The organism is Xanthomonas sp. NCPPB 3582, assembly GCF_041475735.2.
GTDB classification, from domain to species: domain Bacteria; phylum Pseudomonadota; class Gammaproteobacteria; order Xanthomonadales; family Xanthomonadaceae; genus Xanthomonas; species Xanthomonas codiaei.
On record NZ_CM192968.1, the window covers coordinates 4,136,297 to 4,159,421 of the forward strand.

15 protein-coding genes and 1 pseudogene are annotated in these 23,125 nt (G+C 68.7%); 3 read left to right on the top strand and 13 right to left on the bottom strand.

The features are described 5' to 3' along the window. Positions 1-17: 17 nt before the first annotated feature. Positions 18-1,271, bottom strand: a complete 1,254-nt coding sequence (glyA, locus tag ACCQ05_RS17640) for a serine hydroxymethyltransferase (RefSeq protein ID WP_228962580.1) — start codon at positions 1,269-1,271, stop codon at positions 18-20. 183 nt (positions 1,272-1,454) lie between these two features. Then, entirely contained in the window at positions 1,455-1,958 is a 504-nt protein-coding gene (locus tag ACCQ05_RS17645; protein WP_228962579.1) for an RcnB family protein, read from the bottom strand. Positions 1,959-2,184: 226 nt separating this feature from the next. Here ACCQ05_RS17645 and ettA point away from each other — a divergent pair, with 226 nt between their 5' ends. Then, complete coding sequence (gene ettA / locus ACCQ05_RS17650; protein WP_228962578.1) at positions 2,185-3,846, top strand: energy-dependent translational throttle protein EttA; 1,662 nt, start codon at positions 2,185-2,187, stop codon at positions 3,844-3,846. Positions 3,847-4,076: 230 nt separating this feature from the next. On the opposite strand, the gene def is transcribed toward ettA, so the two are convergent. Then, entirely contained in the window at positions 4,077-4,592 is a 516-nt protein-coding gene (def, locus tag ACCQ05_RS17655) for a peptide deformylase (RefSeq protein WP_372391779.1), read from the bottom strand. A gap of 215 nt (positions 4,593-4,807) precedes the next feature. Next, positions 4,808-5,230 carry an arsenate reductase (glutaredoxin) gene (gene arsC / locus ACCQ05_RS17660; RefSeq protein WP_372391783.1) on the bottom strand — a complete coding sequence of 141 codons (423 nt, stop codon included), beginning with the start codon at positions 5,228-5,230 and terminating at the stop codon, positions 4,808-4,810. Between the two features lie 678 nt (positions 5,231-5,908). Between arsC and ACCQ05_RS17665 the strand changes: the two genes are divergently transcribed. Together ACCQ05_RS17665 and ACCQ05_RS17670 are read left to right on the top strand one after the other, a co-directional pair. After that, positions 5,909-6,319, top strand: coding sequence for a post-PEP-CTERM-1 domain-containing protein (locus ACCQ05_RS17665; protein WP_146091806.1), 411 nt, complete (start codon positions 5,909-5,911; stop codon positions 6,317-6,319). Then, positions 6,312-7,970, top strand: coding sequence for a PA domain-containing protein (locus ACCQ05_RS17670; protein WP_104539306.1), 1,659 nt, complete (start codon positions 6,312-6,314; stop codon positions 7,968-7,970). The genes ACCQ05_RS17665 and ACCQ05_RS17670 overlap by 8 nt, the downstream gene beginning before the upstream one ends. A gap of 202 nt (positions 7,971-8,172) precedes the next feature. On the opposite strand, the gene ACCQ05_RS17675 is transcribed toward ACCQ05_RS17670, so the two are convergent. The 9 genes and pseudogenes from ACCQ05_RS17675 to ACCQ05_RS17715 all read right to left on the bottom strand — a co-directional run. Further along, positions 8,173-12,696, bottom strand: a complete 4,524-nt coding sequence (locus ACCQ05_RS17675) for a cellulose biosynthesis protein BcsC (RefSeq protein WP_372391785.1) — start codon at positions 12,694-12,696, stop codon at positions 8,173-8,175. Further along, positions 12,678-13,859, bottom strand: a complete 1,182-nt coding sequence (gene bcsZ / locus ACCQ05_RS17680; RefSeq protein ID WP_228962575.1) for a cellulose synthase complex periplasmic endoglucanase BcsZ — start codon at positions 13,857-13,859, stop codon at positions 12,678-12,680. Before bcsZ ends, ACCQ05_RS17675 begins: the two co-directional genes overlap by 19 nt. Beyond that, on the bottom strand, positions 13,856-16,156 hold the full coding sequence (gene bcsB / locus ACCQ05_RS17685; RefSeq protein ID WP_372391787.1) for a cellulose biosynthesis cyclic di-GMP-binding regulatory protein BcsB: 2,301 nt from the start codon (positions 16,154-16,156) through the stop codon (positions 13,856-13,858). The genes bcsZ and bcsB overlap by 4 nt, the downstream gene beginning before the upstream one ends. 44 nt (positions 16,157-16,200) lie before the next feature. After that, the gene (bcsA, locus tag ACCQ05_RS17690) at positions 16,201-18,345 is read right to left on the bottom strand and encodes a UDP-forming cellulose synthase catalytic subunit (protein ID WP_372391789.1); all 2,145 of its coding nucleotides are present in this window, start codon (positions 18,343-18,345) and stop codon (positions 16,201-16,203) included. A gap of 91 nt (positions 18,346-18,436) precedes the next feature. Continuing rightward, a complete protein-coding gene (locus ACCQ05_RS17695) occupies positions 18,437-18,901 on the bottom strand; it encodes a hypothetical protein (RefSeq protein WP_372391791.1) in 465 nt (154 codons plus the stop codon). 28 nt (positions 18,902-18,929) lie between these two features. Beyond that, the gene (bcsD, locus tag ACCQ05_RS17700) at positions 18,930-19,385 is read right to left on the bottom strand and encodes a cellulose biosynthesis protein BcsD (protein ID WP_372391794.1); all 456 of its coding nucleotides are present in this window, start codon (positions 19,383-19,385) and stop codon (positions 18,930-18,932) included. Between the two features lie 190 nt (positions 19,386-19,575). Beyond that, a complete protein-coding gene (gene pncB / locus ACCQ05_RS17705; RefSeq protein ID WP_104539313.1) occupies positions 19,576-20,757 on the bottom strand; it encodes a nicotinate phosphoribosyltransferase in 1,182 nt (393 codons plus the stop codon). Positions 20,758-20,868: 111 nt separating this feature from the next. After that, positions 20,869-21,837 carry a glycoside hydrolase family 113 gene (locus ACCQ05_RS17710; RefSeq protein ID WP_372391797.1) on the bottom strand — a complete coding sequence of 323 codons (969 nt, stop codon included), beginning with the start codon at positions 21,835-21,837 and terminating at the stop codon, positions 20,869-20,871. Between the two features lie 220 nt (positions 21,838-22,057). Then, positions 22,058-23,114 (bottom strand): annotated as a pseudogene (locus ACCQ05_RS17715) (hypothetical protein); the annotation flags it as partial. Between the last annotated feature and the right edge of the window lie 11 nt (positions 23,115-23,125).

Consider the following 23,125-nt stretch of genomic DNA (forward strand, 5'->3'; position numbering starts at 1 on the left):
TCACCAATCCCGGCACCTCAGCCATACACCGGATACTTCCTGCACTGCGCGGTCACCGCGTCGCGCACCTTCGCCAGCACGGCCTCGTCGCTCGGGGCGTCGAGCACGTCGGCGATCCAGTTGGCCAGGTCGATGCTGTCCTGTTCCTTGTAACCGCGCGTGGTGATCGCCGGGGTGCCCAGACGCAGGCCCGAGGTCACGAACGGCGAGCGCGGGTCGTTGGGGACCGAATTCTTGTTGACGGTGATGTGGGCCTTGCCCAGCGCCGCTTCGGCGTCCTTGCCGGAGACATCGCGGCCGATCATGTCCACCAGCATCAGGTGATTTTCGGTACCGCCGGAGACGATCTTGTAGCCGCGCGCGATCAGCGTGTTGGCCATGGCCTGGGCATTCTTCACCACCTGTTGCTGGTAGGTCTTGAACTCCGGCTCCAGCGCTTCCTTGAACGCCACCGCCTTGGCCGCGATCACGTGCATCAGCGGGCCGCCCTGGATGCCGGGGAACACGATCGACTGCAGCTTCTTCTGCAGTTCCTCGCTCGCCCCCTTGGCGACGATGATGCCGCCGCGCGGTCCGCGCAGGGTCTTGTGGGTGGTCGAGGTGACCACATGCGCATGCTCCATCGGGCTGGGATACACCCCGGCGGCCACCAGGCCGGCGATATGGGCCATGTCCACGAACAGAATCGCGCCGACGCTGTCGGCAATGGCGCGGAAGCGCGCCCAGTCGATCTTCTGCGAGTAAGCCGAGAAACCGGCCACCACCATCTTCGGCTGGTGCTCGGTGGCCAGGCGCTGGACCTCGTCGTAGTCGATCAGGCCCTGCTCGTTGACGCCGTACTGCACCGCGTTGAACAGCTTGCCGGAGACGTTGACCTTGGCGCCGTGGGTCAGGTGGCCGCCGTGCGCCAGGCTCATGCCCAGGATGGTGTCGCCGGGCTGCAGCAGCGCCAGATACACCGCCTGGTTGGCCTGCGAGCCGCTGTGCGGCTGCACGTTCGCATAGTCGGCGCCGAACACCTGCTTGACGCGGTCGATCGCCAGCTGCTCGGCGATGTCCACGTACTCGCAGCCGCCGTAGTAGCGCTTGCCCGGGTAGCCTTCGGCGTACTTGTTGGTCAGCTGGCTGCCCTGCGCCTGCATCACCAGCGGGCTGCAGTAGTTTTCGCTGGCGATCAGCTCGACATGATCCTCCTGGCGGCCAGCTTCAGCGGCGATGGCCTTGGCCAGTTCGGGGTCGTAGGTTTCCAGTCGGACGTCGCGCGAGAACATGCAAAGCTCCGGAGCAGCTGCAGCCAGTAGGGCCGCCGATTGTATGCCTCCGCCGCACGGGTGACCAATCGGGGTAACTGCGCTCGCGCCGCACACATGGCAAGGGCGCACCCGTAGGTGCGCCCTTGTGTGATGACCGGCGCGATTACGCTCCAGCGGCTGGAAGCCGCTGGCCGCAGCGCTTTAGTTGTTGAGCACCAGGTCGGCAATGATGCCGGTGGCGATGGCGACCAGCAGCAGGTTGCCGCGGTCGTCGCGCTGCCAGCGGTAACCGTACGGCGGGCGGCGCAGGTCGTAGCGGTCGTAGTCGTTGATCACATAGACCGGGCCGTGATAGCGCTGGCCGCGGGCCCAATACGGACGCGGCGGCGGGCCGGCGCGGTAGTAGGACGGGCGATCGTAGACATACACCCGATTGCCGTAGCGGCGATCCTGGTAGCGCGCGTCGCGATAGCCCTCACGGTAGCCGTTGCTGTAATGGCGGCGGTCGTCGCGCCATTCGCGCCGGTCGGCCCGGCGATCGTCTCGCCAGTCGCGGCGGTCGTTGCGCCAGTCGCCGCGGTGGTCGCGGTCATGGCCGCGACGATCGTGGTCGCGGTCCCAGTCCCCGGCAAAGGCAGCCGGAGCCACGGAACCCAGCGCCAGGATGGAGGAAAGCACAACGGTAACGATGCGTTTGCGGTTCATGACCAGCTCCTGTTTGCGATGTCGCAATTTCATTAAGGCGCTGCCCGCCTTAACGCATTATTGCTGGAATCGGTTACGAAATTCCCTATTCAGGTCATAGGTAGGCTGCTGTTTAGCTCCAGATCGGCACACCGCGGCTCCGGGCAGTTGCCGGTATAATCGACGCAATCCCTTTTCCGCTGCCTCCGGCCTCGGCCGGCGGGCTGCCTGCGTCCACGGAGCACCCATGTCGCAATACATCTACACCATGAACCGCGTCAGCAAGGTGGTCCCGCCCAAGCGGCAGATCATCAAGGACATCTCGCTGAGCTTCTTCCCGGGCGCCAAGATCGGCCTGCTGGGCCTGAACGGCGCCGGCAAGTCGACGGTGCTGAAGATCATGGCCGGCGTGGATACCGACTTCGAGGGCGAAGCCCGCCCGCAGGCCGGCATCAAGGTCGGCTATCTGGCGCAGGAACCGCAGCTCAACCCCGAGCACACCGTGCGCGAGGCCGTCGAGGAAGGCGTGGGCGACGTGCTGCAGGCGCAGGCCGCGCTGGATGCGGTGTATCTGGCCTATGCCGAGGAAGGCGCCGACTTCGACGCCCTTGCCAAGGAACAGGAGCGCCTGGAGGCGATCCTGGCCGCCGGCGATGCCCACACCCTGGAGAACCAGCTGGACGTGGCCGCCGATGCGCTGCGCCTGCCGCCGTGGGATGCGGTGGTCGGCAAGCTCTCCGGCGGCGAGAAGCGCCGCGTGGCGCTGTGCCGGCTGCTGCTGCAGAAGCCGGACATGCTGCTGCTCGACGAACCGACCAACCACCTGGATGCCGAGTCGGTGGAATGGCTGGAGCAGTTCCTGGCCCGCTATACCGGCACCGTGGTGGCGGTGACCCACGATCGCTACTTCCTGGACAACGCCGCCGAGTGGATCCTGGAACTGGATCGCGGCCGCGGCATTCCGTGGAAGGGCAACTACACCGACTGGCTGACCCAGAAGGACGAGCGCCTCAAACAGGAAGACAACCAGGAGAAGTCGCGCCAGAAGGCGATCCAGAAGGAACTGGAATGGTCGCGCCAGAACGCCAAGGGCGGCCGCACCAAGGGCAAGGCGCGCCTGGCCCGGCTGGAAGAGCTGCAGTCGGTGGACTACCAGAAGCGCAACGAGACCAACGAGATCTTCATCCCGCCGGGCGAGCGCCTGGGCAATGCGGTGATGGAATTCAAGAACGTCTCCAAGAAGTTCGGCGACCGCCTGCTGATCGACAACCTGTCGATGATCGTGCCGCCGGGCGCCATCGTCGGCATCATCGGCCCCAACGGCGCCGGTAAGTCGACCCTGTTCAAGATGATCACCGGCCAGGAGAAGCCCGATTCCGGCGAGATCGTGGTCGGCCCGACCGTGCAGCTGTCCTACGTGGACCAGAGCCGCGACAAGCTGGAAGGCAACCACAACGTGTTCCAGGAGATTTCCGGCGGGCTGGATATCCTCAACATCAACGGCACCGAGATCCAGTCGCGCGCCTACATCGGCCGCTTCAACTTCAAGGGCCAGGACCAGCAGAAGATGGTGGGCTCGCTGTCCGGCGGCGAGCGCGGGCGCCTGCACATGGCCAAGACGCTGCTGCAGGGCGGCAACGTGCTGCTGCTCGACGAACCGTCCAACGACCTGGACATCGAAACCCTGCGTGCGCTGGAAGATGCCTTGCTGGAATTCCCCGGCAATACCTTCGTGATCTCGCATGACCGCTGGTTCCTGGACCGGATCGCCACGCACATCCTGGCCTTCGAAGGCGATTCGCACGTGGAGTTCTTCCAGGGCAACTACCGCGAGTACGAAGAAGACAAGCGTCGCCGCATGGGCGACGATGCCGGCCCCAAGCGCCTGCGCTTCAAGGCGCTGAAGTAAGGCCGACACGGACGACCGGGGCGCCGCAAGGCGCCCTTGTTGTTTCCGGAGCGGGGACAGCGTGTGCACCGGATTCCGCGCAACCGGTGACCTCACGCCGGCGGATGGACGCGCTTGCACGAGCGCAGGCGCGCCGGTGCCGCGATGCGCCTGATCGAGCGCGCGATGCGCCCGCCGATACGGGACACCGCCTGCATCCGCCCACGACCACGGGTCTGCCGGGCGCGTGGCTACAGCTCGTACGACAACACGTCTTCGAAGCCGAAGGTAGCGAAGTTCTCGATGCGCGAGGGATACAGACGACCGATCAGATGGTCGTACTCGTGCTGCACGACGCGGGCATGGAAGCCTTCGGCCTGGCGATCGATCGGGCTGCCGTCGGGCGCGAAACCGCGATAACGGATGCGGCGGTAGCGCGGAATCACCGCGCGCAGCCCCGGGATCGACAGGCAGCCTTCCCAGCCGTTTTCCATCTCCTCCGACAACGGCTCGATCTGCGCATTGGCCAACGCCGTACGCGGCACCGGTGGCGCCTCGGGATAACGCTCGCTGGCCTCGAAACCGAACACCATCAATTGCAGGTCCACCGCGATCTGCGGTGCCGCCAGGCCGACGCCGTGTGCGTGGTCCATGGTCTCGAACATGTCGGCCACCAGTGCCTGCAACTCGGCGCTGCCGAGGTTGGTGACCGCAGGTGCGACACGCAGCAGACGCTGGTCGCCCATGCGGATGATCTGGCGAATCATGCGGATGCTCCCGAAAACGATGACGCGATCTTAGAGCCTGCGATGCATGTCGAGGTGAGCGCGCAGCGGCCGATTGCCTGCCCCGGGGAGCCTGCGTTGCCCCCGCTGGCCGCCCGGGCAACGCAGGCTCCCGGGGCAGCGCGCCAGTCCAACGTCCGGATGGCGGGTCCGTCACCGCCACCGAGCATGCGCCGTGCTGCAAGACAGCGCAGCGGTCAGCCGCCGAGCGGCCGCCCGGTATCGTCCAGCACACGCTCGCCGTCTTCCTTTTGGAAGGCGCCGGTGGCGGGCGGCAACACGGCCAGCACCTGCTCGGCGGGGCGGCATAGCCGGGTCCCCAGCGGCGTCTGGACGAACGGGCGATTGATCAGCACCGGATGCGCCAGCATCGCGCTCAGCAAGGCGGCATCGTCCAGCTCCGGATCGTCGAGCCCCAGCTCCAGATAAAGCGTTTCCTTCTGCCGGATCGCCTCGCGTACCGACAGACCCGCCTGGGCAATCAGCTGCTGCAACTTCTGCAGGCTTGGCGGGTGCTGCAGGTAGTGGATGATCTGCGGTTCGATGCCGACATGCCGGATCAGCGCCAGGGTGTTGCGGGACGTGCCGCAGGCGGGATTGTGATAGATGACGGCGTGCATGCAGGTCCTCGAAGGTGCGACGGAGCACGCGTGCAGGCGTGACTGCTCACGCCCCCGCCGCGACGCGTGGCGCGCAGTGTACGAGCGGATGGATCGAGTGCGCACACGCACCGACCGGCTCCGTCCTGCGGGGGCAGGTTTTCCGTGCCGCCCTTGGCGCACCCCGCCAGGCGACCAGCGGCGACCGGGTCGTCCACCACCGCCTCCATCATGCCGCACCTCAAGCCCCTCCCGCGCCGATCACGACGACATCGATCACTTCCCTGCAGCGCGCTGGCCCACGGCTGCGCGGCAAGCGCGGGCCAGGCACGAAACGCCAGTGTGACGCACCGGCGCGCCATGTGCCGGCGCACGACCCACGCAGCGTCGCCCGCACCGCATCCGCCCATGTCGGCACCTGCCCGAAGACGGCGGGCGGCCCCCCTCTTGGCGCCGCGTCGGATTTCTGACTGAGGCCGGCGCCAGGTGGGGTCTTTGAACCAAACAAGCAGCCGAGCACAAGCACAAAGCTGACTTTTTCAGGCCATTGTTCGCATGAGACGTCCGACCTGTCAAAAGATTGACACAAGTCACGGATTCATGATTCAGTCATGAACAGACTAAACCGGAAGGATTCTCCCGAACGCCGGGATCTCGCACGGCGTTCTTTCTGCAGTTGGACCCAAGGAAACCCCAACGATGATGAGCTTTCGCAAGCCCGGATGGATGTTGTCCGGCGTGCTGTGTATCGCCTGCCTGCCGGCGCTAGCCGGGGCGCAGGATGTCGCCGCCAGTTCCAAGGTCGGTATCGATCCTGCCACCGGCAAGCTGCGCCCGCTGACCGACGCCGAGAGCGCGGCACTGGACCGGCAGGCCGGCGCGGCTGCGCGCAGCGCCGCGACCCGCACGGCGATACCGCAAACCGAGGCGGCCGCCCGCGCCACCGAGCGTCGCCTGCCAAACGGCACCGTGGCGCGCAAGTTGCCGGCCACGCAGATGAGTTCGCTGACCGCCACCCGTCAGGCCGACGGGCGGATCGTGATCGAACATGGCGACGACGCCGACACCCAACCCGCCCACGCCGAGCACGGAGCGCTGCCGCATGAATAAGCCCTTGTTGCTGTTGTCCCTGGCCGTGGGCGCCGCACTCGCGCCGCTGCACGCCTCGGCTGCCAATGTCACGCTGATCAATGGCGATGCGGGCACCGTGGTCGGCTTGAACGACCCGACCGCCGCTGCCCCGCTGGGCGGCAACCCCGGGCGCTCGGTGGGCGAGCAGCGTCGCATCGCCTACCAGTACGCAATGGACCTGTGGGGCGCGGTGCTGCAGAGCAATGTCGAGATCAAGGTCTACGCCTCGTTCGCGCGACTGACCTGTACCGCCACCGGCGGCACCCTGGGCCAGGCCGGCCCCAACTGGATCGTCAACAACTTCCCCGGCGCCAAGCCCAATACGCTGTACCCGTCTGCATTGGGCGATGCGATCGCCGGGCAGGACCTGGTGCCCGATCCGGCCGATCCGGCCGACGTGTTCTCGCAATTCAACGGCGACCTGGGCAAGGACGACTGCCTGGCCGGCTCCGGCTGGTACCTGGGCCTGGACGGCAAGACGCCGGAAGGCCAGATCAACTTCCTCAACGTGGTCATGCACGAGATCGGCCACGGCCTGGGCGCTGCCGGCTTCCTCAACAAGACCACCGGTGTGCTCGGTTCGGGCAGCGGCCTGACCGACGTCTACACCTCGCAGGCCTACGACAACGTGCAGAACAAGCGCTTCGACGATCCGGCCATGACCAACGCCCTGCGCGCCGAAGCGATGCGCACGCCGGGCCGCACGGTATGGGCCGGCACGCGCGTCAACCGCGAGGCGGCGTTGATCCTGGATCCGCGCACCCTGCTGCAGGTCACCGCGCCCAGCACCGCCGCCGGCAAGTTCGAGGTGGGCTTTGCCAGCTTCGGCCCGCTGGCCACCGCCGGCAATTTCCCCGCCCGCGCGGTGGTGACGGTCAACGATGGCGTCGCCGCCGCGTCGGCCACCGATGGCTGCGAGACGCCGTTCGTCAACGCGGCCGAGGTGGCCGGCAAGGTGGCGCTGATCGACCGCGGCACCTGCGCCTTCGCCATCAAGGTCAAGAACGCCCAGCTCAATGGCGCGGTGGGCGTGATCGTGGCCAACAACGCCGCCGGCGTGCAGACCATGGGCAACGCGGCACCGCCGATCACCGACATCACCATCCCGGCGATCATGGTGTCGCAGGCCGATGGCGCACGCCTGAAGGGCAGCACTGCGGTCGTGGCCGGGCTGTACGAGGACCCGGACCTGCTGCAGGGCACCGACAGTGCCGGCCGCACGCGCTTGTACGCCCCCAGCGTGGTGGCGGGCGGCTCGACGTTCTCGCACTTCGACACCGACCTGCAACCGAACGCGTTGATGGAACCGTTCGATACGCCGGAAGTGCAGGCGCATCTGAACATCGACCTGACCCCGGCGATGTTTGCCGACATCGGCTGGACCTTGAACCGCGGCCTGACCCGGCTGGGCAACTGCAATACGCTGGTGCCGACCGTGGAGACCGGCGGCCTGATCGCCGGCGCCAATGTCACCGCCGAGAGCAGCCTGTGCAAGACGCAGAATGCAGGCAACCGCTTCGGTTACCTGAGCTGCATGAACGACCATCTGCGCGAACTGGAAGGCCAGGGAGCGATCAGCCGCGTGCAGCAGGCGGCGACCTTCATCTGCGCCACCAAGGTTCGCCCGTAAGGCGAAGTGCACCAGGTGATGGGGATGCGAACGGCGCCGCGAGGCGCCGTTCGTTTGTGCGGTGCCCGGCGGTGCGCCGCAGGCCGGCCTGGGCATCCATGCATGTGTGCATGCATGCATCGCCGGCACAGGCCGCAGGCCCCGATCGCTCTGGCTCGCATGCAGCGGCGACGGCCGGCGGGGTGGAGCCCACCCCACTGCCTCAACGATCGGCGGCGTACGGCGAGGTCAGCACCTGCGGTGCGCGGCCCAGCGCGGCACCCAGGCGGTCCATCACGAAACGCAGATAGAGATTGCTGCTGAACTGGTTGTAGTCGCGCGCGTTGTTGAAGGTCATGCGCCCGCCAAGGAACAGCTGCGGCGCCACCTGCCATTCGGCCGCGCCGCTGAGGTTGTAGGACACCCCGGTGCGGCTCTGGCCGGCGTACACCGGATCGGTGTAGCGGTCGACCAGGCCGAGCAATGCGGCCAGCGATGCCGCATCGTAGGCGGCCTGCTGCAAGGTCGGGTCGGTGGGGAAGTACGGTGAGGCCTCGGTCTTGAAATGCTGCACGCCGATGCTGGCGTCGACCTTCCAGTTGACGGTCTGCCCTGCGCTGCGGCCGCTCCAGTGCACCGGGAAGCCGAGATCCACGTAGTCCTGCGGGCTGAAGTAACCGCCGTGGCCGTAGGTGAAGCCACTGAGGTTCTTGTCGTACTGCATGGCGGTCAGGTTGACGCCGGCGGTCAGCGACTGGTTGCGGGTTTCCAGCGCATGCACGTAGAAGCCCAGGTCGGCCTGGCGGTGGTCGTTGTCGGCCACGTTGTTGCCCCTCAGGCGATGCGCGGCCAGGTTGGCGTAGCCACCGAGCAGGCCGTTGTCGGCCGTGGCCGACAGCGCGATGCCGCTGCTGGTGACCCCGCCCCATTCGCGCCCGCTGCGGCCATCCTGCGTGCCGGCGAACGACAGCACGCTGTCGGTGACCGCACGCCGCGAGGCATCGGCCGACCAGCTCACCGTCTCGCCGAGCTCGCCGCGATAGCCGACCCCGCCGACGATGTTCTGCTCCTGGAATCCGATCGGCGTGCTGCCCACATCGGCGCTGAACCCGCCGTTGCGGTAGCGCACGCCGACACCCACGCCGGTGTCGTCCTGGCTGAGCCGGCGCGCACCGTTGCCGGTGGCGGCCATGCTGTTGAGCGTGGCGGCCAGCGTGGTGGGCGTCTGCTGCGCGGCGGCATCGCTGCTGGCCAGGGCCTGCAGCGCGGCGCCGTCGCCGGCGGCCAGCTGCTCGCTGATGGCGGTGTTGCCGAGGATGTCGCGCGCCAGCTGCGCGATCGGGGTATTGGCGGCGTTGACGCTGAGCAGGTACGCCGGCAACGGTTCGTTGGCCAGCGCGGCCACCGCGGCCGGCGTGCTGTTGTTGTTCTCGGTCAACAGCTCGCCGAACAGGCCGGTGTTCAAGGCATAGCGACGCAGGCGTTCGCGCGTGGCGGGGGTGTTGCCTTCGGTGGCGAGCAGTTGGTAGACCGATGAGTTGGTCAGCGTGTCGATCGAGCTGCGGTCGGCGGCGAGCGCGTCGTTGACCGCCGTCTGCGGGCCGCTGCCGAAGCGGCTGGCGGTGGCGTAATCGGAGGTCACGGTACCGGCATCCACCACGGTGGGCGTCAGCGTCAGCCCGAGCTTGCCTTCGCCGACCGCGAACTCGGCCTGCACCGGCATTTCGATGTCGTCCAGGCGGCCCAGGCCGTCTTCGCCATCGCGCGAGCGGTACAACGCGCCACCGGCGAGGTGGTCGCTGTTCTCCGACTGCACGGCGCGCAGTTCGTCGAGCACGCTGTTGCCGCTGCCGACCGGCGGCAGCGCCTGGGCGGCCGGCCTGGTCAGGCGTGGGCCGGCATCCGCGCCGATCGGCGCAACGGTGCGCGTGGCCAATGGCGCATCGTCGCGCGAGGACGCGCGCGTGCGGCTGCCGGGTGCTGGCAGCATGGTCGGCGCAGCGCTGGCGCTGACCGGTTGCGGCAGCATATCGGTGCCGTCGTCGAAGGAGGGAGCGAGCGGCGCGGCAGCGGCCAAGCGTGCCGATGCCGGCGGCGCGGCGAGCGCAGCCTCGCCGTACGCGTCACCGGCCTGCATGCGCTCGGACAGCACCGCCGGCGAGCGCGGCATGCCGCCGGTCATGCCGGAGAACGGATTGAGCGGGCGACCGGACGAGGCCACCGCGGCGGGGCCGCGTGCGGCCGGCAGGCCGTTGTCGAGCTGGCCGGCCTGGCGCTGCTGCGCAGCCAGCGAGGCGCGGAAATACTGCTCGGCCTTGCGGTTCTTGCCGGCGCTGCGATACACGCGGCCGGCCGCGGCCAGCACTTCCGGCGACTCCGGTGCCTGCGCCAGCGCGCGTTGCAGATAGCTCTCGGCATTGCGCAGATCCGACTGCGCGGCGGCGCTGTTGGCGGCGGCGGTGAGCGTGTCCAGATCGTTGGGATGGCGCTGCAGGATCTGCTGGTACAGCGCCAGCGCCTGCGGCTGGTCGCCGGCGGCGGCATACAGCCGCGCCAGTGCGGCCTGCGCGTCGCGGTTGTCCGGCTGCTGCGCCAGGATCGGCGACAGCGCGTCATAGGCGCCTTCCAGATTGCCCAGCTCGCGCAAGGCATCCACCTGCCGCAGCGTGTAGGCGCTGCGCAAGCCCTGATAGCGGCGCAATTGTTCCGGCGTCATGGTGGTGGATTGCAGTTGGCGCAGCACCGCCGACAGCTCGGCGTCCTGCTGCGCACGCAGCAGCACGCCGGCATATTGCAGGCGGTCTTCAGTGCGCGGGTTGGCGCCGGTGACCAGGCGCTGGGCCAGCACCAGCGCGCGCTGGGTGTTGCCGGCGTCGGCATGCGCACCGGCCAGCGCGGCCAGCAATTGCGGGTCGTCGAGCTGGTTGCCGAGCGCGGTTTCGGTCCGCGCCAGCAACTGCTGGGCCTCGCCCACCCGCCCCTGCTGCACCAGCCCGCGCGCCTGGCGCGCCTGTAGTTCGATCCAGGCGGTGGTGCGCAGCTGGGTCATCTCCGGCGTGCGCGCAGCCACCGGGATGCGGTCCAGGCTGTCGTAGGCGCCCTGCCAGTCGCCGCTTTCCTGGGCGAACAGCGCATTGGCCTGCAGCGCTTCGGGTTGGTCGGCATGCACGGCAAGCAGGCCGTCCATGACGCTGCGGGCCTGATCGGGGCGGCCGGCCTGCCGGTACAGGCGCGCCAGATCCAGGCGGATCCAGGCATCGCCGGGACGTTCGACCATGGCTGCTTCCAGCTCGGCCTGTGCGCTGACCGCATCGCCCGCCTCCAGCGACTGGCGGGCACGCGCACGCTGCACGTTGGAACGCAGCAAGGCCTGCCCACCGGACTTGGCGCGTTCGGCGGCCGGCAGGCGGTTGAACAACTCGGTGGCTTCCTGCATGCGGCCCTGGCGGCTGTACAGCCCGACCAGGCCCTGCAGGGCGCCGGCATTGTCGGCGTCGCGCGACAGCGCCTTGCGATAGCTGGCCTCGGCGGCGACCGGGTCGCCGGCAGCCTGCAATCCGCCCAGCGCCACGTGCCCGGCCGGCTCGTTGGGCAGCAGCTGCACCGACTGCTCCACCAGCTGGCGTGCCTGCGCCAGGTCGCCGCGCGCGCGCGCGGCCTCGGCCTGCTGCAGCTGCTGCCAATAGCGCGCGCTGTCCAGCGCGGGCTTCCATTTGCCATTGCTGGCCGCGGCCGGGCGCAGCAGCTCCTGCGCTTCGGAAAAACGTTGCTGGCGCAGGCGCACCGAGCCCAGCCCACCCAGTGCCTCGGGGTCGCGCGCGCGCGCGCGCAGCACCTGGGTGAAGCGTTGTTCGGCCACGCCGAGGTTGCCGGCGTTGAGCGCGCGGAAACCTTCGCCGAGCGCAATGCCATTGGGGTCGGCGGGCGTGGTCTCGGCGCTGCGGCGGTTGCTCAGCTGGCCGAGCTTGGCGGTGACTTCGGCATCGTTCGGGGTGCCGGCCAGAAACGCCTGGTACAGCGGCGCATCGGCGCTGCTGGCGTTGAGCCACAGCAACGCCTGGCGCCAGCTGGTGCGCGCCGGGCCGCCCACGTCGGCGCGCTGCGCCAGCGTGCGCAGCTGCGCGATGCCTTCGCGGCGGGTGGGTTCGCGGTAGCTCAGCACCTGGGCCAGGGCCAGCTGCAGCGACGGATTGCCCGGCTCGCCGGCCTGCAGCTTGCGCAGACCGTCGCGCGCACGCTCCCAGCCGGTGGGCGTGCCCGCCAGCGATTGGTAGTACTCCAGCGCCAGGTTCGGCGGCGGTGCCTTGCCGGCGAACACGGCCTCGTAGTTGCGCGCGGCTTCCACATACCGCCCGGCGGCGGCGGCGCGGCGCGCGTTGCGCAGGTTGGGGTCTTCGCCGGCGCCGGCGCTGCCGCGCGCGCCGATCGCCACGCGCAGGCGCTGGGCCTGCGGCGATTGCGGGTGGGCCGCCTCCAACTGCTGCAGGCGCTTGCGCGCCTCGGACTGGCGGCCCTGGGCCAGGTCGATCTGGGCCAGGCCGAGCAAGGCATCCGGCTGGTCCGGGTCGATGCCGAGCAGCTTCTTCCAGGTGTCGGCGGCCAGATCGTCGCGGCCCTGGTCATGCCAGTAATTGCCCTGCCCGACCAGTTGCTGGGTGGCGCTGGTCTGCGCATGCACCGGTGAGGCGAGCAGGCACAGGTCGATCATGCCGGCGAGGTAGAGCGGGGTCAGGTTTTTGCGGAGCATGCAGGCGTTCTCCAGGCGGGCAACAGGCGCCCGTCTGCGGCAAAGCGGTAGCGGTTCTCAAGCCAGCCCTGTCCGAACAGGGCCAGCGTGCGTTCGTAGTACGGCAGGGCGGCGGCCGCGGGCTGGGCGGCGGCGGGAATGCGCTGCGCCTGCGCCTTGAGCAATGCAGGCTGGCCCAGGGCGCTCAGGTAGGGCAGCAGCGCGGCGGAAAAGCCCACCGGCACCGCGCCGGTGCCCACGCCGCGCGCGGTATCGATCTTTTCGGCGAAACCGGTGCCTGCCGCCAGCAGGTCGGCCGGTCCGGACAGGTCCTGCAGCAGCCTGGCGCGCAGCGGTTCGCCGGCATCGAGCATGCCGGCCCACAGATACACGCGGATGGCGTCGTAGCTGCCGACATTGCCGCGCTTGGGATCGGCGCTGAAGCTGGTGCCGTCCCATACCGTCCAGTCCGGGGCGAATCCCACCGGCGCACTGTCGCGCAGCACGCGCGCGCTGTTGGCGGCGATGGCGGCCCATGGGCCCTTGGGATCGGCACTGGCACACCGACGCAGGGCCTGGATCGGCAGGTAGCTGGGGTTGAGCGTCCAGCGGCCCTTCTCGACGAATCCGTTGCGGCCGGGCAACAGCATCGGCCCGAGCCCGGGCAGTGTGGCCACTTCCTGCGCGCGCATCAGCTGCAGGATCTGCTGGCCGGCCTTGACATAGCCGGGGCGGTTCCACAGCCGGCCGGCTTCCAGCAGCGCGTAGGCGATCCACAGCTCGCCGTCGCTGGCGGTGTTGGGGTCGAGCACCCGCCAGGTGCCGCCCTCGTCGCGGCCCCACAGCCAGGCTGGCAGGTTCAGGTCCGGACGGCCGCCGCACAGGTTGTGCCGGGTCCAGCCCAACACCTTGTCGAACAGCACCTGGTCGTTGGCCACCAGCGCGAAGAACAGCGCGTACGACTGGCCTTCGGAGGTGGAGCGCTGGTCGGCATTGAGAAAATCCACCACCCGGCCATCGGGCTGGATGTGCCTGGAGACGAAGGCATTCCACAACGGCCAGCTGCCGCACTGCGCCGGCGCCGGCTTGGCGCCCGCCGGCAGGACCGCCGCCAGGCCGGCCAGCGCGCCGGCGCGCAGCAGGCGGCGGCGGGTCATGGCACTGCCGGTGTGATGTGCGCTCATGTGCCCTGCCCTTCGTTGAGACGCTGCGCAGTATGCCGGCGCAGCAGCACGCGGGCGGCCAGGGCCAGCAACAGCGCCAGCAGGACCACGGTGAACGCCAGCCACACCGGATGGTGCGAGAAGTACCAGCGCAACCAGGTCGGCAGCGGCAGGTGGCCGACGTAGTAGGTCTGGTTGCCGACCAGGCTGGTGACCTTCTTCTGCTGCAGCAATACCACGCTGCCCTGGAAATCCTTGAGCAGGGCCGGGTCGAACCAGGCATCGAACAGGCGGCTCATGTTGGCCGGGTCTTCGGTCTGGAATGCGACCACGCTGCGGCCGGATGTCAGCGGCGATTCGAAGCCCATCAACAGCACATCGTCCGGCTGCGGCTGCAGCGCGATCTCGGCCGTGGTGGGCAGGTCGGTGCGGCGCGCATCGAAGGACAGGAAGCCAGGGAGCTTGTCGAACAGCCAGTCGGTCAGGCCGATGCGCCGGCTCTGCCCGTCCTGGCCAATGGGAAGCTGCGCGCGCCACTGCTTGAACAAGGGCTGAGAGGTGGCGCTGCCGAGCAGCAGCAGATCGCGATCGGCGTGCTGCTGCACCGCGCTGGCGCCGATGATCTGCGCATGCAGCGCCGGGTAGCCGGTGGTCGCACCGAACCGCCCGAGCAGGGTCAGTACGTTGCCCAGGTCCTGATCGCCCGGATTGTTGGGCAGCACGATGGTCGATTCGGACAGGTCGGCCAGCCGCGTGAACGGATAGCCGGCGTTTGCGAACGCGGCCAGGTTCGGCATCGCCATGTAGTGATGGAAGCCGCTCAGGTCGATGGTGGAATCGGCATCGATGGCGCCGGACACGTCCGGGAAGGTGTTCTTGCATTCTTCGCCCTGCGGGCGATCGAAGAAGAAGTGGAAGCGCAGCTGGCTATTGGCCGAGAACGCGCCTACCGGCAACTTCAGGTCCTGGTGCACCGGCATGCTGCCGCGCGCGCCCAGGCTGTTCCACCAGCGCATCGGGGTGGACTCGGCGAACGGACGGCCGGTCAGCGGCAGCGTGGTCACGAACGACTCGTTGATGCTGACGTTGAGCGCGGACTTGTTGTCCACCTCCGGCACCGTGTAACGGTATTTCAGCGCCACCGGGATGCCGTCGCGCTCCCACACGAACAGGTCTGGCGGCAGCTGCAGGCCGACCCGGATCAGGTCCGGGTGGTAGCCGGTGACATTCAGCGCACCGGGCTGGGTGACCAGGTCGCCGAAGCGCACCGGATGTTCGCTGGACACCCACTTGGGCGCGTCGTAGGGCTGGCGCGGCGCCGGCGCGGACATCTCGCCGATCCGGGCCACCGCGCCGGTCAACGGCGCACGCAGCGCCAGTGCGGCGGCGGCGCGCTGCAGTTCCTCGCTGCTGCGGCCGAGCACCAGCAGCAGCTTGCCGTTGGGATCGGTGGGGTTGACCGCCACCGCCACGGTGGGGCCGCGGATATCGGCCACGCCACTGTCGGCGGTGGCGAACTGCGCCGGCAAGGTGGCCGGGGTGGCGAACACCACGGCGTTGCCGCTGGCCGGCAGGCTCGCGGTGGACGCGGGGAAGACCGCGCCGCGATACCCGGCCAGGGTGCCGAACCACGAGGCCACCGTGCCGGCCGCCTGCAGCGTGGCCATGTCCGGCTGCTGCGGGAAGTAGAACGGCAACTCCAGACGCCGCGTGTCGCGGACGTCGAAGAACGGCACCGGCAGCAGCGCCAGGTTGTTGGCCAGCGCCAGCGGCGTGGTGGTCAGCGACAGGCTGGTGGCCGCGTCCACGTTCGCCCACAGGCTGCTGTGGTCGGGGTCTTCGCACTCGCGCGTGTAGTGGCCGATCAGCTGCAGGTTGAGCTGGTTGTAGTCGGTGATCAGGCGCGGGTCGATCGGCAGGTCGGCCGAGAGCAGCTTGCCGGCATTGGCCTTGTCGGTGGGCAAGGTGGCCACGGTGACGCCGTTGATGGTGACCTTGAGGTGCGACAGGTCCGGCAGCAAGGAGGGCGAGTAGCTGTACTTGAGATTGAGCGTGGCGGCGGTGACGATCTCGTCGCTGCGCACGCTGAAGGGCACGCCGGCACTGCCCTGCACGCCGCGCAAGGTGATTTCGTAATCGATGCCCAGATCGCGCAGCGTGGCCGCACGCGCGCTGCCGGCGGGCAGCGGCGCCTCGGGCACGGTCGCCGCGGCGGCCTGCGCATCGGCTGCGGGCGCGGTCGGCGCGAGCTGCTGCGCCTGCGCCAGGCCAGCCAGGAGGGTGAGCGCGCAGGTCAACACGGCGGGGGACATTCGCATCAATGGCTTCTTGGCAAGGGAAAGGGACACAGCACGCATCACGCTCACGACTCCAGATCCACCGGGCGCGAGGGGCGAAAGCCCTGCCGCGCACTGTCCACCATATGCCGGCCCAGCCGCCCGAAGCCGCGTGCACTGGCTTCCAGCACCTGGCCCATCGAGCGCCAGAACGAATCGCGGTCGTGCTGGCCCCATTGCGAGAGCCAGATATCGGCGCGCGCGAAGGTGGATGCCACCAGCCAGCGTTCCTGCTCCATCGACATCTGCGTGAACTGGATGCTGACCTGGCCATCGCGATCCTGCCGCACCACCGCCGGCAGGGTCTGTTCGATGCCGCGATGGCTCAGGCCGATCTGGACCGGCAGGCCGGGTTCGATCGGCTGCGGCCGATCGAGCTTGATCGCCATGCCGCCGGTGGAGAAATTCAACGAGCGGCTGGGCAGCACGTTGCCGTCGGGCAGGTACAGGTTGACCGGGATATCCAGCGGCACGCGGTGTGCGCTGCGCACCTGGCGGGTTTCGCTGGCAGTGGCGATCGTGGCGCCCAGCAGCACCATGTTGTACAGCGTCCAGGCCAGGTTGAACCAGATCGTCTGCTGCTCGCCGCTGCCGCCGACATAGATCAGCCGCAGCACGCCGGCCACCACGCCCACCACGTTGAGCAGCAGCAGGAACAGATAGGGCTTTGCGATCTGCGCGTCGAAATAGCTGCGCGCCACCAGGCCGCCCTTCGGGGTCACGTTGAACTTGCCCAGCTTGGGGTTGATCAGCGCCACCAGCGTCGGGCGGAAGATGTACCAGGCCAGCGTGGTCTCGTAGACCTCGTTCCACAGCAGATGGCGGAACCGGCTCTGCACGCGCAGGTTGGTCAGGTTGGCCTGCAGGATGTGCGGCAGCGCATAGGCCAGGATCATCAATGCCGAGGCCTGGATCACATGCGCGCCGAAGAACAGGTAGGCCAGCGGCGCGGTGAGGTAGATGATGCGCGGCAGCCCGTAGAAGAAGTGCAGCATCGCGTTGAGATAGCACAGCCGCTGCGAGAGCTTGAGCCCGCGGCCGAGCAAGGGGTTGTCGATGCGCGCGATCTGCGCCATGCCGCGTGCCCAGCGGATGCGCTGTGCCACATGGCCGGACAGGCTTTCGGTCGCCAGCCCTGCGGCCTGCGGCACCGCCAGGTAGGCGGTGCGGTACCCGCGGCGCTGCAGTTTGAGCGCGGTGTGCGCATCTTCGGTGACGGTTTCCACCGCCACCCCGCCCACTTCTTCCAAGGCGGTGCGCTTGATCACCGCGCACGAGCCGCAGAAGAACGTGGCATTCCACTGGTCGTTGCCGTCCTGCAGCAGGCCGTAGAACAGCTCGCCCTCGTTGGGCACCTTGCCGTGGGTGTCGAGGTTGCGCTCGAACGGATCCGGCGAGAAGAAATAGTGCGGCATCTGCACCAGCGCCAGCTTGGTGTCGCGCAGGAACCAGCCCATCGCCACCTGCAGGAACGAGCGGGTCGGGATGTGGTCGCAGTCGAAGATCGCCACGTACTCGCCGCTGCACTTCTTCAAGGCCGCATTGATGTTGCCGGCCTTGGCGTGCGCGTTGTTGGTGCGGGTGACGTAATTGATGCCGACCTCGGCGCAGAACTCGCGGAACTCGTCGCGGCGGCCGTCATCGAGCAGGTGGATGGTGATCTTGCCGGCCGGCCAGTCGATCACGCTGGCGGCCAGCACGGTGGTGCGCACCACCGACAGCGGCTCGTTGTAGGTGGGAATGAAGACATCCACGCTCGGCCACAGGCTCTGGTCGGCCGGCAACGGCACCGGCTTGCGGTTGAGCGGCCACAGCACCTGGAAATAGCCCAGCACCAGGATCACGAACGCATACAGCTCGGCGCCGAGCAGGCCCAGGCCGAGAATGAAATCCACCGCGCTGCCCACGCCCATGGTCTGGGTAATGCGCCACCAGATGTAGCGGCACGACACCGCCAGCGACATGCCCATCATCATCAGGATGACCACCCGCCCGCCACGGTTGCGCACCGCCAGCGCCACGGCGAACAGCACGCCGGAGAACACCAGCTGCTGGTTCACGTCCATCGGCACGGCCACCACGAACACCAGCAGCAACGCACCCAGCAGCCACAGCGCCCAGGTCGCCAGCCTTGGCAGCGGTGATGCGGAACGGACACTGGCAGCGGTCATCGGACAAATCCTTTCAGGCGTGGCGGCATGCGGCAAAACGGAAACGAACAAGCGCGCGGGCGCTTGCCGGGGGATCACTCTGCTACGGGAATCAACGCGAGCGCAGCCGCTTGAGCGGGCTCTGTGCCGAGGTGCGCGCGTCGGCCTGCAACAGGCGCTGGAACAGGCGTTCCAGCGGCGTATGCGCCGGCCGCTCGGGCGTCGGCAGGCCGCGCGGGCCGGCCTCGTCGAGCTGGCGCAGCTTGCGCAGCGGCGCCAGCGCATCGGCCGGCGGCAGCTCGGGAACCGCGTCGGCCGGTGCTGCGGCCTGCGCGGTACCCGGCGCCTGCACGGCTGGCGCGCGCGGCGCCGGGACCGCTGTCGGCAGGGGCGGCATCACCGCGTCCGGTGCGGGCGTCACCGCCTCGGCCGATGCAGGCGCATCGGTCGGCTTGCGTGGCGGCAGCTGGGTGTAGGCGAAGTCGTGGTAGCCCTCGCTCGCCTGCGTCCCCAACCGCGCGAACAGGCCCGAGACATCGTCATGCCCAGGTGCATTCTTGGTGTCCTTCGGTGCCATCACTGTCCCCTTGCCCGATCACACATGCTCATGCCGTTCGCGCCAGCACGAACTGGCGCAGATCGACGGTCTCGCCCGGAACGGTCTGCACCGCCAGGCCTGCCAGCATCCCCAATTGCTGGAACCACCCTTCATACACACCTTGCAAAAACCCATCGCTCCACGCCGCGCCGTCCAGGGCCACGCCCAACGGCGCGCCGCCATGGCGGATCCGCACATGGTCGGCCTGTTCGTCCATGGTGCACTGGCCCCAGTCGCAGCCGTCCCAGATCGTATTGGCGGCTTGTTGCACCTCATCCAGCGTGGTGCAGGGCGCAAGCCGGTGCTCGCGCGCGAAACGGCGGCCGATACGCGCCATCAGGGTGGCCAGATCGTGCTCGGGCAACTCGGCACCGAATTCCTCGGCCATCGCCCGCACGAAGCCCAGCCACTGGCGCGAGCAGCTGCGGGTGCGGTAGAGCGATAGTGGATCGAGTGCGGACATTCGACAGGCTTCGCGAGGGAGGGACGTCACATACGACGCATGCGCCAAAAGTGATGCAAGCGTGATGCCAATGTTAACGTTTGCCAACTGGCAATTGAGAGATGCATCTCACTTTTCCGGGCATTCCCTGACAGCCGCCGGTCCTTTTCGGCAGTTACTGCCAGCCTGCGTCAGTGGTTGCCGCCACCGGTCAGGCGCCTTCCGGCATCGGCGGCAGGCCGAACACGTCGCGCAGATAGCGCAGGTAGCCGGCGTCCTCGCACATGCTCTTGCCGGGCGAATCGCTCAGCTTGGCCACCGGCTGGCCGTTGCAGCGGACCATCTTGATCACGATCTGCAGCGGCGTCGGCCCCAGGTCGTTGGTCAGGCTGGTGCCCACCCCGAACGCCAGCCGGCAGCGGGTGTGGAAGTGCTGGTACAGCCGCATCACCTTGTCGATATTGAGGCCATCGCTGAACACCAGCACCTTGGTCCTGGGATCGATGCGATGGGCTTGCAGATGCGCAATCACCCGCTCGCCCCATTCGAACGGGTCGCCGGAATCGTGGCGCATGCCGTCGAACAGCTTGCAGAAGTACAGGTCGAAGTCGCGCAGGAACGCGTCCAGCCCCACCACATCCGATAGCGCGATGCCCAGGTCGCCGCGGTACTCGCGCGCCCACGACTCCAGCGCGGCCACCTGCGAATCGCGCAGCCGCGGCCCCAGCGCCTGGAACGCCTGCAGGTATTCGTGTGCCATCGTGCCCAGCGGGGTCAGGCCGTAATGCTTGGCGAAATACACATTGCTGGTGCCCACGAACTGCTCGCCCAGCCCGTCGCGCAGCAACGGCAGCAGCTCGCCGTGCCAGTGCCGCGAATAACGCCGCCGGGTGCCGTAATCGGCGATCTTGCAGCCGGCCGGCATGCCGCGCAGGCTGCTCACCTTGGCGCGCAAGCGGCTGCGCCCCTCTTCGAAATCCGGCTCGGAAGTGTTGCGGAACCACACCTCGTTGACGATGGCCAGCAACGGCACCTCGAACAGGATGGTGTGCAGCCACGGCCCGCGAATGGTCAGTTCGATCTCGCCCGGGTGGGTGCTGGACGCCGCCAGCTGCAGGTATTTGCGGTCCAGGTGGAACAGCGCCAGGAAGTCGGCGAAGTCCGGCTTGATGAAGCGCAGGCTGCGCAGGTAGTCCACCTCGTCCTCGCGCAGGCGCAACCGGCATAGCGCGTCGATCTCGCGCGAGATCTCATCGATGAACTGCGCCAGGTCCACGCCAGGCGTACGGCACTTGAAGCGGTACTCGACCTGGGCGGCCGGGTGCTGGTGCAGCACCGCCTGCATCATGGTGAATTTGTACAGGTCGGTGTCGAGCAGCGAATGGATGATCATGCCGCCGGATTATGCCCGCAGCGGCAGCGCGCGCGCGTGCAAGTGGGCATAACCGGACCGCTGGCTGCGCCACGCTGACCCATCGCCCGGCACGACCGCGCGTTCAGCGTCTCAGCGCGCCAGCACCTGCAGCGCCGGCTTGCCCTGCACGGTGAAGTCACTGTCGCCCGGGCCACCGGCGGTGGGGTTGGTGTACCAGCACCACAGCGCGATGCCGTCCATGCCGTGCGCCTGCAAGACCGTGCGCCATTGCTGCAGCACCTGCAGCTGCAGACGGGTATCCACCGCCGCGGCGCGCTGCTCCGGGCTTTCCCATGGCGCGGCCAGGCTGCCGCGCGCCGAGCGCAGGCCCAGCTCGGCCACCCACACCGGCTTGCCCACGCGCTGCCCCAGCTGCTGCAGCCGCTGCGCGGCGGCGTTCATTTCCTGTGTGCGCGCCTTGGCTGCCTCGGACAGGCGCGGATACAGGCTGGTGCCCACCGCATCGAACAGCGACCAGTAGCGAAAGCGTTCCGCGTACTCCATGCCGTCGGCCACGTACAACAGCTTGCCGCGATAGACCTCGCGTACTGCCGCCACCAGCCCGGGCCATTGCGGCGCGTCCTGCAGCTTGCGCAGCTCGGTGCCGACCACCAGCGCCTCGGCGTGTTCGTCCTCGGCCAGCCGTGCCAGCGGCAACAGCGCCTTCCGGTACGCGGCGAACCAGGCCGCCTGGTCGCCGGGCGCCACTTCGCCAGCCCAGTGGCCGGGGATCCAGACATGCACCTTGAGCGTCGGACTCAGGCCGGCGCGATGGCTCTGTCGCAGCGCCGCCCGCATCGCCTCCAGGCTGCTGTCGCTGCCCAGCACCGGGTCGCTGGATTGCGGTGTGGCCTGCCACACGAACGCCACCAGCAAGGCCTTGCTGGCACCGGTGGCGGCCAGGGATTGCAGCGACTGCGCCGCGGCGGGGCTTTCCCAGGGCGCGTTGGCCGAGACCTTGACGTTGGCGCCCATCCACATCGGCGCGGCCGCATTGCAGCCATGGGCCAGCAGGCACACGCCCAGCACCGCGACGAAGGTCAGAACGCGCTTGAACATGCGGCCGCTGCCTCGCTGGTCGACGCTGCCGTGCCCTGCACGCAGTGGGCCGCGCCCAGGGTCGCCTGCGTTGTGTCCGACGGTGCCCTGCTGCCGGTGGTCGGGCCTGCGGCCGCGTCGGGCGCGCTGGCCAGCGTCGATGCATCGAGCACGGACGGCGTCTGCGTTGCGTCCTGCGACACCACCGGCGCATTCACCGGCTGCGGAACCGCGCGCCCCAACGGCAGCGAGGCCGGCGCCGTCATCACCACCGCCTCGCCCTGCAGCAGCGCCTGTTCGTCGGCCGGAACCGCGCGCAGCCAGCTCCCCCAGCCCTGCGGTTGCACCCAGGCGGCACCCAGCAGGCCAAGCAGCAGCAAGCCCGCAGCCTGGCTGCGCTGGTCCGGCTGCAAGGCGCGCAGCAGCAACGCGGCCGGCACCCATAGCAGCACCAGTGCATCGAACCCAGCCCAACCCAAGGCGAACGACAGCGCCGCCGCGCAGATCACGGTGCCGGCACTGGCAACCACGCCACGGGCCAGCGCCGCGCTGCGCGCACGCACCACCAGCGCCAGCACCGGGAAGCAGGCCAGCGCGGCCACGCCCCAACGCACTGCCGGCAGCCAGTCCTGCGCCTGCGCGGCCAGCGGCAACGGCAGCGGATGCGCGCCCTGCGCAATGCTCGACAGCGTCGGCCACGGCGCGTTGAACACGATCAGATTGACGTAGGCCCACATGCCGACCAGAAACACGAACGGCAGGTAGCACACCAGGTAGAACGACCCCGGCGCCTTGCGCAGCAGTTGCGCCGGCATCACCAGCAACAGCCACGGCGCCACCATCGTCGACAGCGCCAGGGTCTGCAGGTCCAGGCACAGCAAGATGCACAGCCAGCCAGCGATGCGCAGATAGGTGAACGCTTCCACCGGTGCCTGCAGGCGGCGCAGCGTGCGGCACAGGCCATAGAACGCCAGCAAGCCCACCGCCTGGCTGCCACCGACAGCGATTGGCAGCAGGAACAGCGGGTTGCAGCCCACCAGCAGGGTCAGGCCGCTGGCCCAGCCACGCCCGAACACGCCGGCCAGGTCGCGCCACAGCAGCGACAGGAACAGCGCATTGGCCGCCACCGCCAAAAACGGCCAGACCTGGAACGGCAGCTCCCAGCGATGCAGCGCCAGCTCCACCGCCCACGCCAGCAGCCCGCTGGCCGGCACGCCCACGCCGGGGGCGGCCACCGGTGCGGCGGCGCCCAGCGACTGCACCAGCAATGGCTGGCTCAGCAGCGACAGCGCCACCACCGCCACCAGGA